Below are 20,817 nucleotides of genomic sequence, written 5' to 3' on the forward strand. Positions count from 1 at the left end.
GAGATGACGGGCTCCGATCAAACCCGCGCAAAACTGATCGATGTCGAACTCGATGAATCGATCGGCCGTTCGACGCCTGATGTCGAGCATGAACGGGCGGTGGCGATCTTCGACCTGATCGAGGAGAACCGTTTTCAGCCCGTCAACGACAGCGGCGCCGGCCCCTATCGGCTGAAACTGTCGCTGGCCGAGCAGCGCCTGGTCTTCGCCGTGGCACGCGAGGACGGCACCGCGGTGGTCACCCACATCCTGTCGCTGACGCCGCTCAGGCGCATCGTCAAGGATTACTACATGATCTGCGAAAGCTATTACGATGCGATCCGCTCCTCGACGCCGAGCCATATCGAGGCGATCGATATGGGCCGGCGCGGTTTGCACAATGAAGGTTCGCAGACGCTGATGGACCGGCTCTCCGGCAAGATCGACATCGACTTCGACACGGCGCGCCGGCTGTTCACGCTGGTCTGCGTGCTGCACTGGCGGGGCTAGTCCTGGCACCCCTGCCCCGCTCGATCCTGTTCCTGTGCGGCATGAATGCCGTACGCTCGCCGATGGCCGAGCAGCTGGCACGCCGGATGCTGCCCGCCACCATCTTCGTCGCCTCGGCCGGTGTGCGCGCTGGCGAGCGCGACCCGTTCGTCGATGCCGTGCTGGCCGAGGAGGGTCTCACGCTGGGCGAGCGTCACCCCAGGACGCTGGACGACCTCGAGGACGACTATTTCGACCTGATCGTGACGCTGGCGCCGGAGGCGCACCATGCCGCGCTGGAGCTTACCCGCTCGCTCGCCGTCGAAGTCGAATACTGGCCAACGCAGGACCCGACCGGCGCCAGCGGCACGCGCGAGCAGATCATGGCTAGTTACCGCGACGTGCGCGAACGGTTGAAGTTGCGCATAAGCCGACGTTTTTTGCTTCCAGACGCAAAAAACGCGACGGATTAAGCGTGTTCACAAGCGGACGATTATCATATAGGTTCCGCCGAAATTCCAGCCAGGCGCTGGAACTACCATCCAAGCAAAGGTATCGAATGCCGAAGGAAGAAGTCCTCGAGTTTCCGGGTGTCGTGACGGAATTGTTGCCGAACGCGATGTTCCGGGTGAAGCTCGAAAACGAACACGAGATCATCGCCCATACGGCCGGCCGCATGCGCAAGAACCGCATCCGCGTGCTGACCGGCGACAAGGTTCTGGTCGAGATGACGCCATACGACCTGACCAAGGGCCGCATCACCTACCGCTTCAAGTAAGATCAAGGCTCGACTGGTCCGCGATGAGCATTTTGCAGAAGCTGGTGCTTGCCTCGGGTTCGCCGCGCCGCATCGAACTCTTGCAGCAGGCCGGCATAGAGCCGGACCGTATCCTGCCAGCCGATATCGACGAAACGCCGCTGCGTGCCGAGCATCCGCGCTCGCTGGCCAAGCGGCTGTCGAAGGAAAAGGCCGAGAAGGCGTTCGCGTCGCTGAAGACCGAGACTGACTATGCGCCTAGCTTCGTGCTGGCCGCCGACACGGTGGTCGCGGTCGGGCGGCGCATCCTGCCCAAGGCCGAGACGCTCGACGACGCCGCCAACTGCCTCGGGCTGCTGTCCGGCCGTTCGCACCGGGTCTATTCCGGCATCTGCCTGATCACGCCGGGCGGCAAGCTGCGCCAGCGGCTGGTCGAGACGCGGGTGCGTTTCAAGCGGCTGCCGCGCGAGGAGATCGACGCCTATGTCGCCTCGGGCGAGTGGCGCGGCAAGGCCGGCGGTTACGCCGTCCAGGGTCTCGCCGGCGCCTTCGTCGTCAAGCTGGTCGGCTCCTACACCAACATCGTCGGCCTGCCGCTCTATGAGACGGTGGCGCTGCTTTCCGGCGAGGGCTTCAAGTTCCATCAAGGCTGGCTGACCGTGCGGCCATGAATTCCGATCCCAAAGTCACACCGCTACGCCCAAAGCGCCCCTGCCCCGAATGCGGCAAGGCCTCGGCGCGCGACACCTTTCCGTTCTGCTCGACGCGCTGCAAGGACATCGACCTCAACCGCTGGCTGAAGGGCGCCTACGTCATCAAGGCCCGCGACGACGAGGAAGATACGGACGCCGACGAGCCGAAATAGAGCCGGGCCGTCAGGCTTCTCCTGAGCCCGCCGAGCCATTGGCGTCCGATTGCAAAAAGAATCTGTCGAGGAGAGGAATGCAGGCCGCCCCAAGGCCAGCCGCCTGCCGGTCCGACGTACCCTCCCTGACGAAGAGAGAAGCGAGGTCGCTGGCGCCGATGGCAGCGAGCTTTTCCCTGATCTCCCGCACCAGCTCGGCTCTCACCCATTGCGGCATGAGGCCGTCCAGAACGATGCCCCTGAATGTGGCGAGCGCCGAGGCCGAATGGACCGCCAGCGATATGCTGGATGAGGTTGCCTCAATCCATTTCCTGAGTTGCGGGTCGGGGGCGCGAGATCCCGGTGCCAGGCCGACATCGTCAACCGAGACCGATTTGCCGAGCGGCGCCACACCGCCGGTCGCCGAGGGCACCAGGATGCGCCCGATCCCAGGCCGTGCGTCGCGCCGCGAGAAGCCGAGGCGACCATGTTGGACAATGCCTCCGTCAAGCAAATGCCCGATGAAGATATAGAGGAAGTCGGGCGCGCCTCCGGCCAGCCCGTAAGCCAGCTCCGCGCTGCATGCCGCTACCGCATCCCGATCGAGATAAATACGAAGACGCGTTTCCTTGCCCATTTGCAGGGCCAGGTCCTCAAACTCGGTCCACGCGCTCTCCGGACCGTCCGTGCCCTTGCCCACGGCGACCGCCGCAAGAATATCCGAAGCCACCGCTATGCCGATGTCCTGCAGCCGCGCGTGCTGGGCTGAGGTCAGGCGGGAGCGCATCTCGGCAATCGCCGCATATCCGATAAGCGCGATTTCACCCATTTCGCCCGCGCCGTAGGACAGCCTTCGCTGCTCCAGAACCCCGCCGACAAAATCGACCAGTGCGATGTCGGCATGGCGCAGCCCCAGGCGCAGGCCGAGAAACAGCGCTCCCTCGGGATTGATCGACATCGGGATCGACGGCTGTCCAACCTTGCCTTTGACGGGCCTTCCCGCCGCCAGCAGTCCCTCCGCCTCGAGGGAGCGGACGATGACGGACGCGGTCTGCTTGGTGAGCCCCGTGATCTCGGCGATCTGCGCTTTGGACAGTTGACCGTGAATCCTGATCAGCGACAGGGCAAGACGTTCATTCGACGCCCGCAGGCCAACCTGGTTCGCGCCCCGGTAACCCGGATAGATACCGTTCGGGCTCGTTCGCGCAGAGCTTCCGCCACCTATACGTCCGGTCACCGTGAATACCCCAATAAGGACGCGCCCGCCAAGCCCAAGGTTGGCAGACGCAGATACGACCTTTGGCAACGATTTGCAGGAGCAAGGTAAATAAGTCAATCAAAATTACCTATTGACTTGATCCGCGACCTGAAAGTAGCTGACATGGACCTAAAGGCGAGGAAAGCGAAGATGGTACGCGGCGACTGGATCGCAACATGGACTGCCAGCCCGATGAACGTCTGGGCCGCCGACATGGTGATCCCAGGGTTCTACAACCAGACGATTCGCGAGATTGCCCGCATCAGCGTTGGTGGCCAGCGGTTAAGGGTACGGGTGTCGAACGAGTTTGGCAGCGCACCGATCGTCATCGACGCGGCGCATGTCGCACTGGCGGGCGAGGACGGAGCCATCCAGCCCCTGACGAGCCGACCCCTCACCTTTGGCGGCGATGCGACCGCTTCAATCGCGCCGGGCGCTCCGCTGTTCAGCGATCCCGTGGAATTGGCGACCCCCGCACTGTCCCGGCTTGCCTTGAGTTTCTATGTGAGCGGCCATCTTCCGGTGGAAACCCATCACTACGAAGCGCAGCAGACGGCATTCATATCCATCCCGGGGAATTTCGCCGCCTCCGAACTCCTGCCGCTTCAGCAAACCTCCACCAGCCGCTACCTCGCTTCAGCCGTCTATGTCGACGCAAAGGAAGGATCGCGCGCGATTGCCTGCTTCGGCGACTCCATTACCGACGGCTACGGCTCGCAGATAGATGGCGACAGGCGGTGGCCGGACATTCTCGGCGACCGCCTCAGCGCCGGCCCCGCGACACAGGACCTGGCCGTGCTCAACCTTGGGATCGGAGGCAACCGGCTTCTGAGCAATCGCCGCGGCGCGAAGGCTTTGGAGCGGTTCGACCGCGATGTCCTCAGCCTGCCAAGGGTATCGCATCTCGTCATTCTGGAGGGGGTCAACGACATAGGCTGGCCCAACACCGCGCTTGCGGGCGCCGAAGAGGTCGTAACGGCAAACCAAATCATATCGGCGATCAGCCAGCTTGCCGTGCGCGCCGAGACAGCAGGCATTCGCGTCATCCTGGGGACCCTGACCCCCTTCGAAGGAACCAGATCGGAATCGCCGGTCGGCGATTTCCACACGCCCGAGAAAGAGAAGGTTCGTGCCGCCGTCAATGCATGGATCCGAAAGGCGGAGGGCGTTCATGGCTTTGTGGATTTTGATGCCGCCATTCGCGATCCCGGCCGGCCAACCAGGCTTCTGCCGGCCTATGATTGCGGCGATCACATCCACCCGAGCGACGCAGGCTACAGGGCCATGGCGCAGGCCATCGATCTAACCCTGTTCGAGTAATGCAATAGTTAGTAAGTCATTCTGACTTATTATTGACACTCACTAACGTTTGATGCATAGTTCCCTCGAACGCTGGCGAGCCGTGGCCGCAGGCGTCAATGGGAGGATTTCATGCGAACCAACAGTCTGCGGTTGCCGCGCATCGCGCTGGCATGCGCGTTAAGTGCCTTCACCACCTTCGGACCGGCGGCTGCCGGGGCGGCGGACCTTTCCTCGATCCTTTTCGTCAATCCGCTGCCCAAATATCCGGCGTGGCGGCTGATCGGCGACTGCGTCGCCAATCGGGCGAAGGAGTTGAAGATTCCCACGACCGAATCCGGCCCGACCACCGGCAATCTCGACGCCACCGTCATGATTCAGCAGATTCAGCAAGGCATCGCCAACAAGGCGGGAGCGATATTGACCTTTCCGGCGACGGCGGGATTTGTTCCCGTGCTTCAGCAGGCGGGCAAGGCTGGTATCACGGTCGGCACGTTCTATGGCGCTTCCGGAACGGAATCCGGTTCGAACGTGAACATCGGGGCAAACTTCACACGCGTCGGCGAGATTTTTGTCGAAGCGATAGCAAAGCGCGAGGGCCCGCAGCATGTCGGGCTGATGGCGCAAGGACCAAGCGGCGCGGCCAAAGCCTTCGTCGACGGCTTCACGGCGGCGGCCGCGAAGACCCAGAACGTCACCATTTCCGCGGTCGTCTACACCAATGACGACGCGAGCAAGGCGCTTGACCAGGCCAATGCCCTTCTAACGGCGCATCCCGAGGTCAACGTCATCGCCTCGCATATGGGAACCGCGACGCAAGGCGGGACAGCTGCCATCAAGTCAAAGGGCCTGACCGGCAAGGTCGTATTCGTCGCCAACGGGACGGCAGGTGGCGGCGAGCAAGGGCTTGCCGACGGCACCGTCTACAAGCTGATGCTGCAGGATCTTTGTACAGCGGGTTCGAAAATGGTCGATTCCGTCGCGGCAATCGCCCACGGCGAAACGGTTCAGCCGCAAGTCGACGTTGGCGTGCGGATGTTCGACGCGAGCGACTACAAGGACTATCTCGCCAAGGGATGGCAGTGATGGCCATCGCCCAGCCGGACATTTCGGCACCCGCGCTGCAGATGCGCGGGGTGGGCAAGTCGTTCGGCAACGTCAAGGCGTTGTCGAACGTGGACATCACCGCCAGGGCCGCCGAGATTCATGCCATTGTCGGCGACAATGGTGCGGGAAAGTCGACCACGCTCAAGATCATGTGCGGGATCTACCGTCCGGATCAGGGGCATCTGCAACTGAGCGGCGAATCGATCGAGATGCGCGACGCGTCGGAGGCCCATCGCCTCGGCATATCGGTTGTCCATCAGGACCTCGCGCTCGTCGAATGCCTGGACATCGCCACGAACATGGCTCTGGGAGCGATTCCGCGCAGAGGGCGCTTCCGGCTGGACCGCCGCCGCATGGAGACGGAAGCCGCCAAGGTGCTTGACGAGCTGAAGATAAGGGTCGGGTCGGTGCGCACGCAGATCGGACTGCTCTCCGGAGGCGAACGTCAAATCGTCGCCATCGCCCGCGCGGTTCGGATGGATCTACCGATCATGCTTCTCGACGAGCCTACCGCGGCACTGGGTGTCCGGGAGACGGCCCATGTGGGAGAAATCCTCGGCGAACTCCGGCAGCAGGGGAAGACCGTCATCTGCATCAGCCACGACATGGATTTCGTGTTCCGCAATACCGACAGCATCACCGTCATGCGGTTGGGGCGCTCGGTTGCGACGCGCCGCACCAAAGACACCAGCCGCGACGAAATCATCGGACTGATTACAGGCGCGATCCAGGGCGACACTGCCAGCTCCGATCCAACCTTTGCCTGAACGAGGGGGAACCAGAACCGTGGCCAGCGAGCAGGCAAAACACCAATCTTCGGCATCCTCGCAAAGTGTCCTGTCGACACTGATGTTGCGCCAGGAAACGACATTGCTGGCAGTCATCGTGGTAGTTGCAATCATTGCCAGTCTTCGCAACCCCGCATTCCTCAACCCGGCAAATCTCACCGACATCGCCCGCGCGGCGGTGATCTATTTCGTCATGGGCTGCGGTGCTTCACTGCTCATGATCGGAGGCGGGCTCGATTTCTCCGTGGGTGCCGTCTTTACGCTTGGCGGCATCGTCTGCGCGTGGTTGCTGGTGTGGGGCGCGCCTTGGCCACTCGCCGTCCTGGCGGGAGTGGCGGCTGGTGCCGCTGTCGGATACGTCAACAGCGTGATCATCGAGCGGCTGCACGTGCCTCCGATCATAGCGACGCTCGGCACATTCTTCATCGTCGGCGGGCTATGTGTCCAGTTCACTGGCGGAGAGGACATTGTCCCGCTGCCCGAAACGTTTCAGGCCCTGGGTCAGGGGGCAATGCTCGGCATACCTTACATCGTTCTCTATGCCATCGCGCTGGGGCTGCTCTTCTGGTTCCTGCTCGAGCAGACGCCGTTCGGTGTCGAGACACGGGCGCTGGGTGGCAATCGCAAAGCCGCCATCGCCAACGGTCTCAAGGTCAACAGGCTCGATACGATCCTATACGTCACCGCCGGCGCGACCGCCGGCCTTGCCGGCGTCATCTACGCGGCGCGCGTTGGAAGTGGCCAGGTTGCCGCGGGGGGGCCCTCGGTCACACTCTCGGTCGTAACGGCCGTGCTTATTGGCGGGATAAGCTTGCTTGGAGGCTTGGGGACAATCACCGGCGTTGCCGTTGGAGCTCTCTTGCTATCGGCGATCGACAACGCCCTCATCGTCGCCAGCGTGCCGCCGCAGTACAACAGCATCATCATCGGCGCGATCCTCATCTGCGCAGTGGCGGTCGATCACCTGCGCAGGGAACGTCTGTACAAGCGCCGCCGGTGAGGCTTTCCTGGAGTTGCTCCGATCAGGCCGCGTGGGTCTTGCGGCTCACACGCGCCCAGGCCGGCAGCCAGTCGCCGTGGGCGGCGAGAAGGTCGTCGACCAGTGACCAGATCTGGTCGAGATCGAGCTCGGCTGCCGTGTGGGGGTCCATCATCGCCGCATGGTAGATGTGCTCGCGGTTCTCGCTCATCAGCGCCCGCACCGTCAGCTCCTGGACGTTGATGTTGGTGCGGATCAGCGCCGTCAGTTGCGGCGGCAGGTCGCCAATATAGGTCGGCTGGATGCCGGAGGCATCGACCAGGCACGGCACCTCGGCGGCGCAGTCGCGGGGCAGCGAGGTGATGCAGCCATTGTTGCGGACATTGCCGTAGATCACCGAGGGTTCGCCCGTCCAGATCGAATTCATGATCGAGGAGGCATATTCCCGGGACTCCTCGACCTCGATGCGCTGGGCCGAACGATAGGCCTGTGCCTGGTCTTTCCAACGCTCGATCTGTTCGATGCAGCGCTTGGGATATTCGTCGAGCGGGATGCCGTATTTCTCGATCAGATCGGGGCGACCTTCCTTGATGAAATAGGGCGTGTATTCGGCGAAATGCTCCGAGCTTTCGGTGACGAAATAGCCGAGCCTTGTCAGCATCTCGTAGCGCACCTTGTTGGGGCAGCGCGGATTCCAGCCCGGCTTGGGCGCGCGCCCTTCGCGATAGGCACGCACGAGGTCTGGATAGAGGTCGCGGTAGGAGCTGTCCGGCTGGCGATGCTCGAATTTCAGATAAAAGGCCATGTGGTTGATGCCGGCCGAGCGATAGCGGATCTGGTCGTAGGGAAGGTCGAGATCGTGCGCCAGCTCCATTGCCGTGCCCTGCACCGAATGGCAGAGGCCGACCTGCCTGATCTCGGGATATTTCTCCGATATCGCCCAGGTGTTGATCGCCATCGGGTTGACATATTGCAGCATGATCGCTTCGGGGCAGACGGCGAGCATGTCCTCGCAGATCTTCCACAGATGCGGCACGGTTCTGAGGCCACGCATGATGCCGCCGACGCCGAGCGTATCGGCGATCGTCTGGCGCAGGCCGTATTTCTTCGGCACCTCGAAATCGGTGACCGTGCAGGGCTCGTAGCCGCCGATCTGGAAGGCAACGACGACGAAATCCGCCCCTGTCAGTGCCTTGCGCTGGTCGGAATAGGTCTCGGCCTTTGCCTTGACGCCAAGCGTCGCGATCAGCTTGTTGACGACGATGGCGCTCTCTTCGAGGCGCTGCGGGTTGATATCCATCAGCGCGATCGTCGCGCCCGAAAGTGCTGGCCGTTGCAGCACGTCGCCGACAATGTTCTTCATGAACACGGTCGAGCCGGCGCCGATGAAAGTGATCCTGGGATGTCTTGCCATGCTGGTCTCCGGCATATGTTCAGGCCACGTCGAAAGCGGCTCGGACGAGCCGTTCGGTGTAGGCGGTCTTGGGATTGGTGAGGACCTCGTCGACGGGTCCCTGCTCGACGATCTTGCCGTGCTGCATGACGATGACGCGGTGGCACAGCGCGCGCACCACTTTAAGGTCGTGCGAAATGAAGAGGTAGCTCAGACCGCGCTCGTCCTGCAGCTTGCGCAGCAAGTCAATGATTTGCGCCTGAACTGACAGGTCGAGCGCTGATGTCGGCTCGTCGAGCAGGATGAATTCGGGTTCGAGCGCGATGGCGCGGGCGATGGCGACGCGCTGCCGCTGGCCGCCGGAGAATTCGTGGGGAAAGCGCGACAGAATATCGCCAGGCATGCCGGCGCTGACCAGCGCCTCGCGCACCCGGTCGACCCGCTCGGCCCGCGTCGCGCCGATGCTGTTGACGATCAGCCCTTCCTCGATGATCTGGCCGATCGTCATGCGCGGGTTGAGCGATGAGAACGGATCCTGGAAGACGATCTGCATGCGCGAGCGAAACGGCCGCATCTCGTTGCGCGACAGGCCGTGGATCGGCTTGCCGTCGAAACGGATCTCGCCGCGCTTGGCGTCGGTCAATCTCAGCAGCGCCTGGCCGAAGGTGGTCTTGCCGGAACCGGACTCGCCGACCAGCCCCAGCGTCTCGTGGCGGCAAAGATTGAGGCCGAGATCGTCGACCGCGACCAGCTCGCGCCAATCCGGCTTCAGGAAGCTGCCATGGCGCAGCATGAAGCAGACGCGCACGCCACTCGCTTCGAGAATGGTGCCGCTGCCCTCCGGCAGTGGCTGCGGCCGGCCGCGCGGCTCAGAGGCAAGCAGCCGCCTGGTGTAGGGATGCTGCGGATCGGCGAACAGCCGTTCGGTGACGTTGTGCTCGCACATCTCGCCATGCTGCATGACATAGACGTAGTCGGAGAATTTGCGCACCACGGTGAGGTCGTGGGTGATCAGGATCACCGCCATCCGCAGCTCTTTCTGCAGATTGCGGATCAGGTTGAGGATCTGCGCCTGGACGGTGACGTCGAGCGCGGTGGTCGGCTCGTCGGCGATCAAGACGTCGGGATTGTTGGCGAGCGCCATGGCGATCATCACGCGCTGGCGCTGACCGCCCGAGAGCTGGTGCGGGTATTGCTTGAGCCGCGCCTCAGGCTCGGGGATCTGCACATGCCGCAGCAGGTCGAGCGCCCGTGCCCAGGCCGCCTTGCGGCTCACCTTGCGGTGCACCCTGATCGCCTCGACGATCTGACTGCCGACCGTATAGATCGGGTTGAGCGAGCTCATCGGCTCCTGGAAGATCATCGAGATACGGTTGCCGCGCAGCTTGCGCCGCTCGCTCTCGGGGAATTTCAGGATGTTCTGGCTGTCGTAACAGATGCTCGATCTCGGCGACATGGTGGCCCGCCTGGACAAGAGCCCCATGACGGCGCGCGCCGTCACCGACTTGCCGGAACCGGACTCGCCGACGATGGCGATCGTCTCGCCGCGATAGAGCTGGAACGAGATGTCCTTGACCGCTTCGACGACGCCGTGTTCGACCTTGAAGGCGACCTCGATGTTGCGGGCATCGATGATGGGCTGGTCCTGGCGCCCGTCATGGTCATGACGAACGGTGGGTGCGAAGGACTCGGCGAGTACGACGGTCATCCCAGCCACCTCAATACGGATCGACGGCATCGCGCAGGCCGTCGCCCAGCGCGTTGAAAGCAAAAACGGTGGCTAGGACGAAACCGACCGGCGACAGGATCCAAGGATAGGTGCCGATGACGGAATAGGTTGCGGTGTCCTGCAGCATCAGGCCCCAGGAGATCAGCGGCGGCTTGACCGCGAAGCCGAGGAACCCGAGGAAGCATTCGAGCAGCACCACGGTCGGGATTGCCAAGGTGACCGCGACGATCACGTGGCTCATCACATTGGGCAAGATGTGCTGCAGGATGATGCGCCGGTCCGTGGCGCCGACCGCCATGGCGGCGCGCACATATTCGATGCGCGCCAGCGCCAGCGTCTTGCCGCGCACCTCACGCGACATTTGCGCCCAGCCCAGAGCCGACATGACGATGATGACGAAGGCGAGGAAGACATTCGTCGGCGCGGTGACCGGGATCAGCGTCGTCAGCGCCAGATAGAGCGGCAGTTGCGGGAAGGCGAGCACCAGTTCGACGAAGCGCTGCATCCAGACGTCGAAACTGCCGCCGAAATAGCCGGAGACCATGCCGACGGTGGTGCCGATGACGGTGATGATGAAGACCACCGTCAGCGCGATCATCAGCGAGACGCGCGAACCGTGAATGGCGCGCGACAGCACATCGCGGCCGAACTTGTCGGTGCCGAGGAAATGCACTGGCTGGCCATCCGTCGAGGCGAAGAAATGCCGGTCCGCCGGGATCAGCCCGAAGAGCTTGTAGGGCGCGCCCTCGACAAAGAAGCCGAGCAATCTCGGATGGTCGTAGTCGGGGCCGACGACGGGCTGGAAGGTGACCGGATCGAGGTCGGCCGAATCGGCCAGCGCATAGACCCGCGGCCGCGCGACGAAATTGCCGTCCTTGTCGTGGAAGGACGGCAATTGCGGCGGCGCGAAGCCGACATCGGTCGCCTTCGGGTCCATCGGTGCCAGGAACTCGGCGAACACGGCCATCACCAGCAGCAGCACGACGAGCCAGAGCCCGGCCATGCCGGTCCAGGAGCGCTTCAGCCGGCGCCAGACCAGCGCCATGTAGCTCTCATTGCCGCGCGCCGGTTTGACGACGATGGGGCCTTCTGCCGGCAAGGGTGGCGGTGATGGATCGCGCGCCAGCATCTAGCTCTCTCCGTATTGGCGGATGCGCGGGTCAAGCAGGACGAGCAGCATGTCGGCGATGATGTTGCCGACGATCAGCGTCGCCGCCAGCACCATCATGAAGGTGGCGGTGACATAGACATCGCCGACCGCCATCGAGCCGACAACCGCCGGGCCGACGGTCGGCAGCGCGAAGATGATCGCCGTCTCGATCTCGCCGGTGAGCATGTAGGGTAGCACCACGCCCTGATACATGACGAGCGGATGCAGCGCATTGGGCACGGCATGGCGCATGACGACGGCGCTGCCGGTCAGACCCTTGGCCCTCGCCGTCTCGACATATTGGGCGTTGAGCGTATCCAGCAGATTGCCGCGCATGACGCGCATATTGTAGGCGAGGCCGCCGAAGGTGGCGATCGCCACCACCGGCCAGACATGCTTGACCAGGTCGACGAACTTCGCCCACGACCATGGCGCGCCGCCATATTGCGGCGAGAAGAATGAGCCGATCTCCGAAACGTTGAACTGGAAGACCAGCAGATAGACGATGATCAGCGCCATCAGGAAGCGCGGCACCGTCATGCCGAGGAAGGAGATGGCCGACAGCGTCGTGTCGATCCAGGTGTACTGCCGGATCGCCGCCCATATGCCGAAGGTGATGCCCAGCACCGAGGCGAGGATATGGCAGACCAGCGCCAGGAGCAGCGTGCGCGGCAGGCGCTCGCCGACGACGTCGGCCACCGGCTTGTTGTAGTAGAGGCTGTAGCCGAAATCGCCGCGGGTGACGATGCCGCCGATCCAGTTGAGATACTGGACGGGCAGCGGCTTATCGAGGCCGTGCTCGACCCGATAGGCCTGCGCCTGCGCATCGGCCTCGGCGAAGGACGCGCCGCCCTGGTTGATCAGCTGCGAGCGGATGTAGTCGGCATAGTCGCCGGGCGGCGCCTGGATGATGGCGAAAGTGACGAGGCTCAGGATTGCGAGGACCGGTATTGCCGACGCTATGCGCATAGCCAGGAATCGCAGCATGGTCGGTCCGCTTCCTCATTTCGCCGGACGCTCCCTTTGAGGGCCGTTCGGAGGGTTGGTTTCACCCGGCCGCGCCAGCAGCGCGGCCGGGTCTCTTGGTCAGGGGAGGTAAACTTACATCGGCCCCTTGTCTCCAGGCTTGCCTGGAAGCTCCTGCGGGAACAATTCGAATTTCGCCTGCTTGTCGGCCGCGACGAAGACGCGTTCGCGGATGATCGAATCCTCGGCCCAGTTGAACATGAAGATCGGCGTGCCCTGCGGAATGTTCGAGAAGCGCTTGTTGACGATCAGCGCACCGGGATATTCGGTCAGGCCGACATTGTAGACATGTTCGGTCGAGATCTTCTGGAAGTCTCTCATCAGGCTGGCGCGTTTGTCATTGTCCTCCGACGCGACAAACTTGTTGACGATGTCGACGAGGTCTTTTTCGAAAGGCATCAAGTCAACCTCGCCGCTTTCCGGCGCGCGGTGGTTCCAACTGGTCTTCGGGCCGACGGGCGCGAGCTGTTCGGTGTTCTGCACGACCGAGGTCAGTTCCTGGTCGTTGCGCCGGATCAGCCAGTCGAAGCGGCCGGAATATTGCGAAGCATCGCGCTGGGTGCCGTTGAGGCCGTTGAGCACGACCCGCAGCCCGAGCTTTTCCATCTGGGCGACGACACCCTCGCCGAGGCTCTTGTCGGTGCCGTAGTCGTTGTTGACCAGCATGACGATCTCGACGTTCTTGCCGCCGGCGGTGCCGGCCGGGAAGTTCACGAAACCATCGCCGTCCGTATCCTTGAGGCCGGCCTTGGCAAGTTCCGCCTTGGCGCCCGCGAGGTCGAAGGGATAGTAGACGGTGGACTTGCGGTCATAGAAGCTGGTGCCCGAGGAGAAGCCGCCGGGGTAGATGGCGGTGAACGGGCCCTTGACGAGGGAATCGCCCAGCGCCTTGCGGTCAAGCGCCATGGTGACGGCCTTGCGGAAGTCCTCGTTGCGGTTCAGCTCGCGGACCGCCTGGCTGCGCTCGTCCGGGTTGCCCCAGCCATTGGCTGAATAGTTCAGGCGCAGATTGTAGCCGATGAGCCGTGGTCCGAAGGCGAGCCGTGCCGGCGCGTTCGCCTCCGCCGCACGCTTCAGCGAGGCGACGAAGTTTTCCGGCTGCTCCAAATTGGAGAAGTCGCCCGAGCCGGCCACCGCCTGGACGTCGCGATCTGCCCAGGTCGACAGCTTGTACTGCAGCTCGTTGAGATAAGGCAGCTGGTTGCCCTTCTCGTCGACCTTCCAATAATAGGGGTTGCGGCGCATGACGACGATGTCGTCCGCGCGATACTCGACCGGCACCCAGGCGCCCATCACCGGCATGTTCATATATTCCGGCGGGAAGGCGTTCTTGAACTGGTCGTAGGTGTTCTTCGAATATTTCGGGTGTTGCGGCTTCAATATGTGCGCGGGGCCAGGGCAGAAGGTGCCGTAGGCCATGGCGTAGAGGTACTGTTTCGGGAAGGCGTCCTTGAAGGCCCACTCGACGGTGTAGTCGTCGATCTTCTTCAGCGTCGTGCCGACGCCGAAGGTTTCCTGCGTCGCGCCGTTGAGCGGCGAGACATTCGGGTCGACGACCTCGTCATCCCAGTAGAACATGACATCGTCGGCGTTGAAGGCAACGCCATCAGACCATTTGGCGCCCTCGATCAGATGCATGGTCAGCTTGTGGCCGTCCTTCGACCAGTCCCAGCTTTTGGCCAGGTTCGGCAGCGGCTCGGTATCCTTGGCTTCGACCTGGAACAGTGGCGCGGTGCGCGTCAGGCATTCGGAGAGGCCGATATCGATGCCGCCCCAGCCTTGCGTCTGGCCGGCGCCATAGTTCCAGCCTTCCGGCCGTCCACCGATGACATTGCGCATCGTGTCGCCATAGACGCCGATGCCATCAGGCATGTTGGCCGTCTTGAAGACCAGCGGCTCCTTCGGCAGCCTGTCCTTCACCGGCGGCAGCTTGCCGGTCTTGACGTACTTTTCGGTCACCCAGTCCGGCTCGTGATATTCTGATAGCGCCTTGAACTCCAGGATGGAGTCGCGCGCCACGAACTTGATCTTGCCCTCGGCCGGAAATGTCGCCGGCGTCGGCGGGACCGTCGGTTCGGAAGCGAAAGCGTTGAGTGCCGGAACGGAGACGCTCAGCGCCAGTCCGACGGCAATGCCAATGCTGCGTAGATTCCTCATTATCTCCTCCCTCGTGTTCAGATATCTGCTGCTGCTCTTCTTCCGCCCGGACGGCTGATTGCAGCGGACCTGCCTCCCAAGGTCCGTCGCTGCGCCCGAGGTTTAGCCGGCCTGTTTCAACGCGGCCTTTTCGGCGCGCAATTCCTCGATCGAGCGCACGTTTCGCCGCGCGGCACCGGCCCATTCACGGGTCTTCACCTGCGATTTCGACAGCCGCTCCTTGGCGGCCGGAACCGCATGCGCGTATTGCGGCAGCCAGGCGGCCTGGGCGACGACCATTTCGTCGACCATCTGCCAGACTTCCTCCGGCGTCGACACCGCGCCGACCAGCGGGTCATGCAGCACGGCGAGCTTCAAGAGATCAATGTCACCTGATATCGCGGCATGCACCGACATGCGCTGGACGTTGATCGAGGCGATGCAGGTGGCGGCACAGGCTTCCGGCAGCGTGATGCCGGCAGCCATGTTGATGCCGAAGCGGTCGACGTAGCCGGGCGATTCGATGATGGCGTCCTGCGGCAAATTGGTGATCACGCCATCGTTCTTGACGTTGAAGTGGCCGCGATAGACGCGGTTGGTCTCCAGCGCCTCCAATATATGGCTGGCATGCTCGTTGGAGCGCTTTGCCGGATCGATCGGCTTCGACGCCGCTTCGAGGAATTGCGGATACTCGGTCTCGAACCAGTTGCGGGTTTCGGTGGAGTAGCGGAGGTAGCCGCCGGTCTCACCATGGATCCAGTCCGACATGTCGATCCAGCGTGTGATCTCGTCGGGCCGCTTGCGGTACCAGGGCAGATATTCGGACAGATGGCCGTTGCTTTCGGTCGAATAGACGCCGAAGCGCTTCAAGACGTCGATGCGCAGCTTCTCCTGCTGCGAATAGACAGGATGCGCCTCGAAGGCGGCAATCAGCTCGTCCTTGCCGATCTTGCGGCCGTTCAGCCGCAAATCGATGAACCAGGTCTGGTGATTGATGCCGGAACAGACATAGTCGAGCTCGTGCCTGGACTTCGCACCAAGCACCTCGGCGATCTGCTCGGCGCCGTGCTGGACACCGTGGCAGAGCCCGACCGTGTCGACCTTGCCATATTCGATCGCCGCCCAGGTGTTCATCGCCATCGGGTTGGCGTAGTTGAGGAATTTGGCGCCGGTCGCGGCGACCTCGCGGATATCCTTGCAGAAATCGAGGATGACCGGGATGTTGCGCTGGCCATAGAGGATGCCGCCGGCGCAGATCGTGTCGCCGACACATTGGTCGATGCCATATTTCAGCGGAATGCGGATGTCGTCAGCATAGGCCTCGAGGCCGCCGACCCGCACGCAGCTGATGACATAGCGCGCGCCTTCCAGTGCCTTGCGGCGATCGGTCGTCGCCGTCACTTTTGTCGGCAATCCGTTCGCCTCGACGATCCTGTCGAGGATCGCCTTGATCATTCCAAGATTGTGCTCGCTGAGGTCGGTCAGCGCGAATTCGATATCCTTGAATTCAGGCACGCACAGGATGTCGGTGAACAGTTTCTTGGTGAATCCGACGCTGCCCGCACCGATGATAGCGATTTTGAAACTCATCAACCGCACCTCATCTTACTCTCATGACAGGCCGGGAATGACAGGGGTGGGTTGCAGCCACATGCCATGACATGTGTGCGCGACAAGCCGGATTCCGGCCTGCCAACCTCCCTGTCCGCTCCTCGCCTGCGGATCTCTCTCGCTTTTCGAGGGGGATTATGCCCTTATTCACGAGCGCGACCAGAGAAGGATTATGCTTTCAAGGGTAATTTTGTGCTGCAGGATTTGATCGCCAACGGACAGTCGATGCGGACGATCTCGCTGCCGCGCGGCCGCCAGCGCCTGCATGCCATGCCGACGAGCACCGGCTATGAGGTGCGCGAGGACGAGATCTATGACTGGGACGGGCGCAAACGCGGGCAGACGCCGTTCACCGTGCTCCAGCACACGATCAGCGGAACCGGCCAGTTGCGCTACGAGAACCGAAATTATCGCCTGCAAGCGAACGACACGCTGCTGGTGCTGGTGCCGCACAACCACCGCTACTGGCTGGCCCGGGACGAGCGCTGGGAATATTTCTGGATTTCGATGAATGGCGAGGAGGCGCTGCGCATCCACAAATCGATCCTCAGCGTCTCCGGTCCGGTGTTCCGGCTGCAGCCGGCGACGGTCGATCACCTTGCCGATTGCAGCCTGCGTCTCGTCAAGGGGGCGGCGTCGCCGGGTGCCGCTTCGGCAATCGCCTACGAGGCGGCGATGGCGCTCTATGACGATGTCTTCGGCTCGCATGCCTTTGCCGAGAAACAGAGCGCCATGCACCCGGTCATCGACCATATCAACGCCAATCTCGACAAGCCGCTGCCGGTGGCGGACCTCGTTCAGATCAGCGGGCTCAGCCGCGCCCATTTCTCGCGCTGCTTCGCCGAGAGCGAAGGCCTGCCGCCGGCCGAATTCGTGCTGCAGCAGCGCCTGCAGCGGGCAGCGAAGCTGTTGACCAAGGCGGACTTCCTGCCGGTGAAGGAAGTCGCCATCCTGTGCGGCTTCGAGGATGCGAACTATTTTTCGAAGGTGTTCCGACGTCTCTATGGCACGACGCCCAGCCAATTCCGCACTACCGGCATGTATGCCAATCTGCGGACCCCGGCCAGGCGCGGCGTCAGGATGCCTGATAACGAGACCTGACGCCGCCTTGAGGCCTTGCTTGTCAGGCCGCGTGCAGGCTGCCGCCGTCCAGCCATTCGAGATCGGCCGGTGAAAGCTTGATGTCGAGGGCACGCAGGCTGTCGTCGAGCTCACCCAGCGTGCGTGGCCCGATCAATGGAACCGACGGGAAAGGCTGGTTGAGCACATAGGCCAGCGCAATGTGGATCGGGCTCTTGCGCAGTCTGGCGGCGAGCTCGATCGCGCGGTCGCGGCGGCCGAAATTGCGCTCGGAATACCAGACCCGCACCAGTTCCTCGCTGTCGCGCCTGTCGCGCCCGGCGCGGTCGGTGAAGAAGCCGCGTCCCTGGCTCGACCAGGCAAAATTCGGCATTTGCCGCGCGGTAAGCCAGACTTTCCAGTCGTCGGTGGACGAGGTGACACAACCCGCCCAGATCGGCTCCAGCATTTCGGCCAGCGAAAAGTTGTTGGAGAGCGCGCCGGGCTTCTGCTTGCCGGTGCGCTGCGCATAGGCAATCGCCTCGTCCATGCGCTGCATCGTCCAGTTCGAGCCACCGAACGGGCCACGGATGCGGCCAGCCCTCGCCTCACGATCCATGGCATCGACGAATTCGCCGACCGGCACGTCCGGATTGTCGCGGTGCATGAAATAGATATCGACATGGTCGGTCTGCAGCCGGTCGAGCGACTGGGCAAGCTGCTTGCCAATCACGTCGGGATAGCAGAGCGGCGAATGCGCACCCTTGGCGATGATCACCGACTGCTCGCGCACGCCACGGTTTTTCAGCCATTCGCCAAGCAGCTTTTCGGTGTAGCCGGCGCCGTAGACATAGCCGGTGTCGAAGAGGTTGCCGCCGGCCTCGAAGAAGGCATCGAGCAGGATCGAACCCGAGGAGAACGTACGGAAATCCTCGAAGCCGAGCGCCACGACGGACGCTGGTTTCGCCAGGCCCGGAATGACGCGCTTGCCTATCGCCGTGCCGCCCGACCGCAGTGGTCGGCCGGAGATGGTGTTGGTGCGCAGCGAGGTCTTTTCGATCTCGTATTCCAGCCCGACCGCGGCGCGCCATCTGTCCAGCACGCGCAAGGTGCCGAGACTGTCGGCCCAGCCCATACCCGGCCAGGCGAATTCTTGGCCACCGGCAAGGATGGCCTCGCCGGCGCCGTCGACCTCGAAGGAATAGACATGGCGCTTTTCGTCGACGCTGATCGTCTCGCGCGAGCCATCGGCGCCGATCACGTCGATCCGGCCGAGGCCGACATCGCGATTTCCCCCGGCAAACCAGAAGTCCGGCACTTCGATGCGGCCCTTGGTGCCGAAGATGCGCAGGACATTGTCCTGGTTGAGCGAGATGCTGCAGGAGACCTCGGCGACGATGCCGCCGGGAAAATGCAGCAGTGCTGAGGCCCACTCGTCGACGCCGGACTGGCCAAGATGGGCGGTGCCGACCACCTTGTCCGGTTCGGCGAAGGGTTTTCCCGATGCCGCCCCGGCAATCAGCCGCACCATGGAGACGGTATAGCCGCCGACATCGAGGATGCCGCCGCCGGCGAAATCGTTGGCGTAGAGCCGGTGCTCCGGCATGAAGCGCGGCATGGCGAAGCCGAAGCTCGATTTGATCATGCGGATCTCGCCGATGACGCCCGACTTGATCAGCTCCACCAGCTTCAGCGTCTGCGGGTGCAGCCGGTACATGAAGGCTTCGCCCAGAAAGGTGCCGGCCTTGCGCGCGGCATGGATCATGGCGTCGGCCTCGAAGGCGGTCAGCGCCAGCGGCTTTTCGCACAGCACATGCTTGCCCGCTTCCGCCGCCCGGATCGCCCATTGCGCGTGGCCGGGATGCGGAACCGCGATGTAGACGGCATCGATGTCGGGATCGGCAAGCAGCGCTTCATAACCGTCGACGATGCGGGCTCCGGGAAATTTCTCGGCGAGGCCCGGCTTGGCGGGATTGCGCGCGCCGATGGCCACCAATTTTCCGGTGCGCGAAGCGGCCACGCCGCCGGCGAAGGCCTGGGCGATACTGCCCGGGCCGAGAATCCCCCAGCGAATGGGCGTGGTTGCAGTCATGTCATTCTCCTTGAAGTCTGGATGGGGACGGCCCGGTCAGCGCAGCCGCAGCCCCTTTTCGTCGAACAGGTAGGATTTGCGGATGGAAACGGTGACCTCGGAGGTGGTGGGAACCTTCGCCGCGTCGCGCTGGATCACCACGTCTTCGCCATGGGCCGTCCGGGCGTAGAGAAAGCTCGTGCCGCCGAGGTGCTCGACCACGTCGATGGTCACGACAAGGTCGGTGTCGCCCTCCCCGGCACCGCCGAAATGCTCGGGCCGCACACCGACGATGACCTTGCTGCCCGGCTCTGGCGCAGCGGCGGTCAGCGGCTGGGTGATACGGGTCTTCTCCTGGCCCGCCAACTCGACCACGACACCACGCGCATCGTGCCCGACGATTTGCGCCTTGATGAAGTTCATCTTCGGCGAGCCGACAAAACCGGCCACGAACAGATTGTCGGGATCGTCATAGAGATCGAGCGGCCGACCGATCTGCTCGATGTGGCCGGCGCGCAGCACGACTATGCGGTCGGCGAGCGTCATTGCCTCGGTCTGGTCGTGCGTGACGTAGATCATCGTGGCGCCAAGTTCCTTATGCAGGCGCGAAATCTCGACCCGCATCTGGACGCGCAGTTCGGCGTCGAGATTGGAGAGCGGCTCGTCGAACAGGAATACTTGCGGCTCGCGCACGATGGCGCGGCCGATGGCGACGCGCTGGCGCTGGCCGCCGGAAAGTTTCTTCGGGCGCCGGTCCATCAATTCGCTGATGCGCAGGATCTCGGCCGCGCGCTTCACCCGCCGGTCGGTGTCGGCCTTGGGATTGCCGGTCATGCGCAGCCCGAAGGAGAGGTTCTGTTCGACGCTCATATGCGGATAGAGCGCGTAGGACTGGAAGACCATGGCGATGCCGCGGTCGGCCGGCTCGACATCGTTGACCAGCTTGCCGCCGATGGCGATCTCGCCACCGCTGATGTCCTCGAGCCCGGCGATCATCCTGAGCAAGGTGGACTTGCCGCAGCCGGACGGGCCGACGAAGACGACGAACTCGCCATCCTTGATGTCGATGTTGGCGCCATGGACGACTTCGAAAGCGCCGAAACGCTTGACGACATTGTTGAGTGTGACGGTCGCCATGCTGC

Annotated in this window: 19 protein-coding genes; 10 read left to right on the forward strand and 9 right to left on the reverse strand. The window is 63.1% G+C overall.

Features of this window, described 5'->3' with window-relative positions; translation table 11 throughout:
* Positions 1 to 3: 3 nt before the first annotated feature.
* The 5 genes from AC0V7N_RS34895 (at position 4) to yacG (ending at position 2,090) form a co-directional block, all read left to right on the forward strand.
* Entirely contained in the window at positions 4 to 489 is a 486-nt protein-coding gene (locus AC0V7N_RS34895) for a UPF0262 family protein (protein ID WP_172233972.1), read from the forward strand.
* 41 nt (positions 490 to 530) lie between these two features.
* A complete protein-coding gene (locus AC0V7N_RS34900; protein WP_475453410.1) occupies positions 531 to 941 on the forward strand; it encodes an arsenate-mycothiol transferase ArsC in 411 nt (136 codons plus the stop codon).
* 86 nt (positions 942 to 1,027) lie between these two features.
* Positions 1,028 to 1,246 carry a translation initiation factor IF-1 gene (gene infA / locus AC0V7N_RS34905; protein ID WP_006200926.1) on the forward strand — a complete coding sequence of 73 codons (219 nt, stop codon included), beginning with the start codon at positions 1,028 to 1,030 and terminating at the stop codon, positions 1,244 to 1,246.
* 23 nt (positions 1,247 to 1,269) lie between these two features.
* On the forward strand, positions 1,270 to 1,896 hold the full coding sequence (locus AC0V7N_RS34910; protein WP_475453412.1) for a Maf-like protein: 627 nt from the start codon (positions 1,270 to 1,272) through the stop codon (positions 1,894 to 1,896).
* Positions 1,893 to 2,090 (forward strand): DNA gyrase inhibitor YacG, encoded by a 198-nt coding sequence (gene yacG, locus AC0V7N_RS34915; protein ID WP_475453413.1) that lies wholly within the window; start codon positions 1,893 to 1,895, stop codon positions 2,088 to 2,090. Before AC0V7N_RS34910 ends, yacG begins: the two co-directional genes overlap by 4 nt.
* Before the next feature lie 10 nt (positions 2,091 to 2,100).
* On the opposite strand, the gene AC0V7N_RS34920 is transcribed toward yacG, so the two are convergent.
* Positions 2,101 to 3,405 (reverse strand): ROK family protein, encoded by a 1,305-nt coding sequence (locus AC0V7N_RS34920; protein ID WP_496627616.1) that lies wholly within the window; start codon positions 3,403 to 3,405, stop codon positions 2,101 to 2,103.
* 72 nt (positions 3,406 to 3,477) lie between these two features.
* On the opposite strand from AC0V7N_RS34920, the gene AC0V7N_RS34925 reads away from it, so the two are divergent.
* From AC0V7N_RS34925 to AC0V7N_RS34940, 4 genes are all read left to right on the forward strand, one after another.
* A complete protein-coding gene (locus AC0V7N_RS34925) occupies positions 3,478 to 4,647 on the forward strand; it encodes a GDSL-type esterase/lipase family protein (RefSeq protein WP_496627617.1) in 1,170 nt (389 codons plus the stop codon).
* Between the two features lie 111 nt (positions 4,648 to 4,758).
* Positions 4,759 to 5,712, forward strand: coding sequence for a sugar ABC transporter substrate-binding protein (locus AC0V7N_RS34930; RefSeq protein ID WP_475453418.1), 954 nt, complete (start codon positions 4,759 to 4,761; stop codon positions 5,710 to 5,712).
* Positions 5,712 to 6,500: an ATP-binding cassette domain-containing protein gene (locus tag AC0V7N_RS34935; RefSeq protein ID WP_475453420.1), complete on the forward strand. Its 789-nt coding sequence runs from the start codon at positions 5,712 to 5,714 to the stop codon at positions 6,498 to 6,500. Before AC0V7N_RS34930 ends, AC0V7N_RS34935 begins: the two co-directional genes overlap by 1 nt.
* A 19-nt stretch (positions 6,501 to 6,519) precedes the next feature.
* Positions 6,520 to 7,521 (forward strand): ABC transporter permease, encoded by a 1,002-nt coding sequence (locus tag AC0V7N_RS34940; protein WP_475453422.1) that lies wholly within the window; start codon positions 6,520 to 6,522, stop codon positions 7,519 to 7,521.
* A 22-nt stretch (positions 7,522 to 7,543) separates the two neighbouring features.
* Here AC0V7N_RS34940 and AC0V7N_RS34945 read toward each other — a convergent pair whose 3' ends face one another.
* The 6 genes from AC0V7N_RS34945 to AC0V7N_RS34970 form a co-directional block, all read right to left on the reverse strand.
* A complete protein-coding gene (locus AC0V7N_RS34945) occupies positions 7,544 to 8,914 on the reverse strand; it encodes an alpha-glucosidase/alpha-galactosidase (RefSeq protein WP_475453423.1) in 1,371 nt (456 codons plus the stop codon).
* Positions 8,915 to 8,933: 19 nt separating this feature from the next.
* Positions 8,934 to 10,601: a dipeptide ABC transporter ATP-binding protein gene (locus AC0V7N_RS34950; RefSeq protein WP_496627618.1), complete on the reverse strand. Its 1,668-nt coding sequence runs from the start codon at positions 10,599 to 10,601 to the stop codon at positions 8,934 to 8,936.
* Positions 10,602 to 10,611: 10 nt separating this feature from the next.
* A complete protein-coding gene (locus AC0V7N_RS34955; protein WP_475453426.1) occupies positions 10,612 to 11,751 on the reverse strand; it encodes an ABC transporter permease in 1,140 nt (379 codons plus the stop codon).
* Positions 11,752 to 12,759 (reverse strand): ABC transporter permease, encoded by a 1,008-nt coding sequence (locus AC0V7N_RS34960; RefSeq protein ID WP_475453428.1) that lies wholly within the window; start codon positions 12,757 to 12,759, stop codon positions 11,752 to 11,754.
* A 114-nt stretch (positions 12,760 to 12,873) separates the two neighbouring features.
* Positions 12,874 to 14,955, reverse strand: a complete 2,082-nt coding sequence (locus tag AC0V7N_RS34965) for an ABC transporter substrate-binding protein (RefSeq protein ID WP_496627619.1) — start codon at positions 14,953 to 14,955, stop codon at positions 12,874 to 12,876.
* Positions 14,956 to 15,057: 102 nt separating this feature from the next.
* Entirely contained in the window at positions 15,058 to 16,524 is a 1,467-nt protein-coding gene (locus AC0V7N_RS34970; RefSeq protein ID WP_496627620.1) for an alpha-galactosidase, read from the reverse strand.
* A gap of 66 nt (positions 16,525 to 16,590) precedes the next feature.
* On the opposite strand from AC0V7N_RS34970, the gene AC0V7N_RS34975 reads away from it, so the two are divergent.
* A complete protein-coding gene (locus AC0V7N_RS34975; protein WP_475453431.1) occupies positions 16,591 to 17,646 on the forward strand; it encodes an AraC family ligand binding domain-containing protein in 1,056 nt (351 codons plus the stop codon).
* A gap of 22 nt (positions 17,647 to 17,668) precedes the next feature.
* Here the strand turns inward: AC0V7N_RS34975 and AC0V7N_RS34980 are convergent, their stop codons facing one another.
* Together AC0V7N_RS34980 and AC0V7N_RS34985 are read right to left on the reverse strand one after the other, a co-directional pair.
* Entirely contained in the window at positions 17,669 to 19,696 is a 2,028-nt protein-coding gene (locus AC0V7N_RS34980) for an aldo/keto reductase (protein WP_475453433.1), read from the reverse strand.
* Between the two features lie 36 nt (positions 19,697 to 19,732).
* Positions 19,733 to 20,812 (reverse strand): ABC transporter ATP-binding protein, encoded by a 1,080-nt coding sequence (locus AC0V7N_RS34985; RefSeq protein WP_475453435.1) that lies wholly within the window; start codon positions 20,810 to 20,812, stop codon positions 19,733 to 19,735.
* Positions 20,813 to 20,817: the final 5 nt, after the last annotated feature.

This window comes from Mesorhizobium kamtschaticum (genome assembly GCF_056174585.1).